Origin of the sequence: Altererythrobacter sp. (genome assembly GCF_050299635.1) — a bacterium.
Taxonomy (GTDB): Bacteria; Pseudomonadota; Alphaproteobacteria; order Sphingomonadales; family Sphingomonadaceae; genus Erythrobacter.
The window spans coordinates 1-548 of the sequence record NZ_JBNKWF010000081.1; the positions used below are offsets into that span (position 1 = coordinate 1).

General features: G+C 54.4%; 1 protein-coding gene and 1 pseudogene. Both read right to left on the bottom strand.

The features are described 5' to 3' along the window. Positions 1 to 13: 13 nt before the first annotated feature. Complete coding sequence (locus tag ACQY6C_RS14940) at positions 14 to 220, bottom strand: hypothetical protein (RefSeq protein WP_427970081.1); 207 nt, start codon at positions 218 to 220, stop codon at positions 14 to 16. Between the two features lie 17 nt (positions 221 to 237). Next, positions 238 to 548, bottom strand: a pseudogene (locus ACQY6C_RS14945) (DNA gyrase subunit B); the annotation flags it as partial.

Consider the following 548-nt stretch of genomic DNA (forward strand, 5'->3'; position numbering starts at 1 on the left):
TCCGTCTTTCGTATTAATCGTCGCCGTCGAGCTTCTTCAGCTGTTCCCGGATCTTTTTCTCGGCCTCGCGATAGTCCGATTCCTTGCTAAATTCTTCCGTAGCGGCACCCATCAATTCCTCCAAGGCCTCGCGCTTGGTAAAACCGAATGCCACCAAATGCTTCCGTCCTGATATCTTGGCGTGGTAGCCATCTTTCTCTTTTCCCAATTCCACCTTCATCGCTTCGCCGTCCCGCTTTAGATATCGAGGTTGGTGACGTTCAGGGCATTGTCCTGAATGAATTCGCGGCGCGGTTCGACTTCGTCGCCCATCAGGATGGTGAACATTTCGTCGGCCTTGACTGCGTCTTCGAGCACCACCTTGGTCATGCGGCGATTTTCGGGATCAAGCGTGGTTTCCCACAACTGGTCGGGATTCATTTCACCCAAACCTTTGTAGCGCTGAATATTCATCCCCTTGCGCCCGAGCCCGCGGACCAGCTGCAACAGATCCATCAGCGACACGGCTGGAAGCTTGGTCCCCTTGTCATCGATCTGCAGGACGGGCT

Bases quoted from the DNA above. Each gene is read 5' to 3' on its own strand.
- ACQY6C_RS14940 (WP_427970081.1), bottom strand. From the start codon at position 220: ATGAAGGTGGAATTGGGAAAAGAGAAAGATGGCTACCACGCCAAGATA.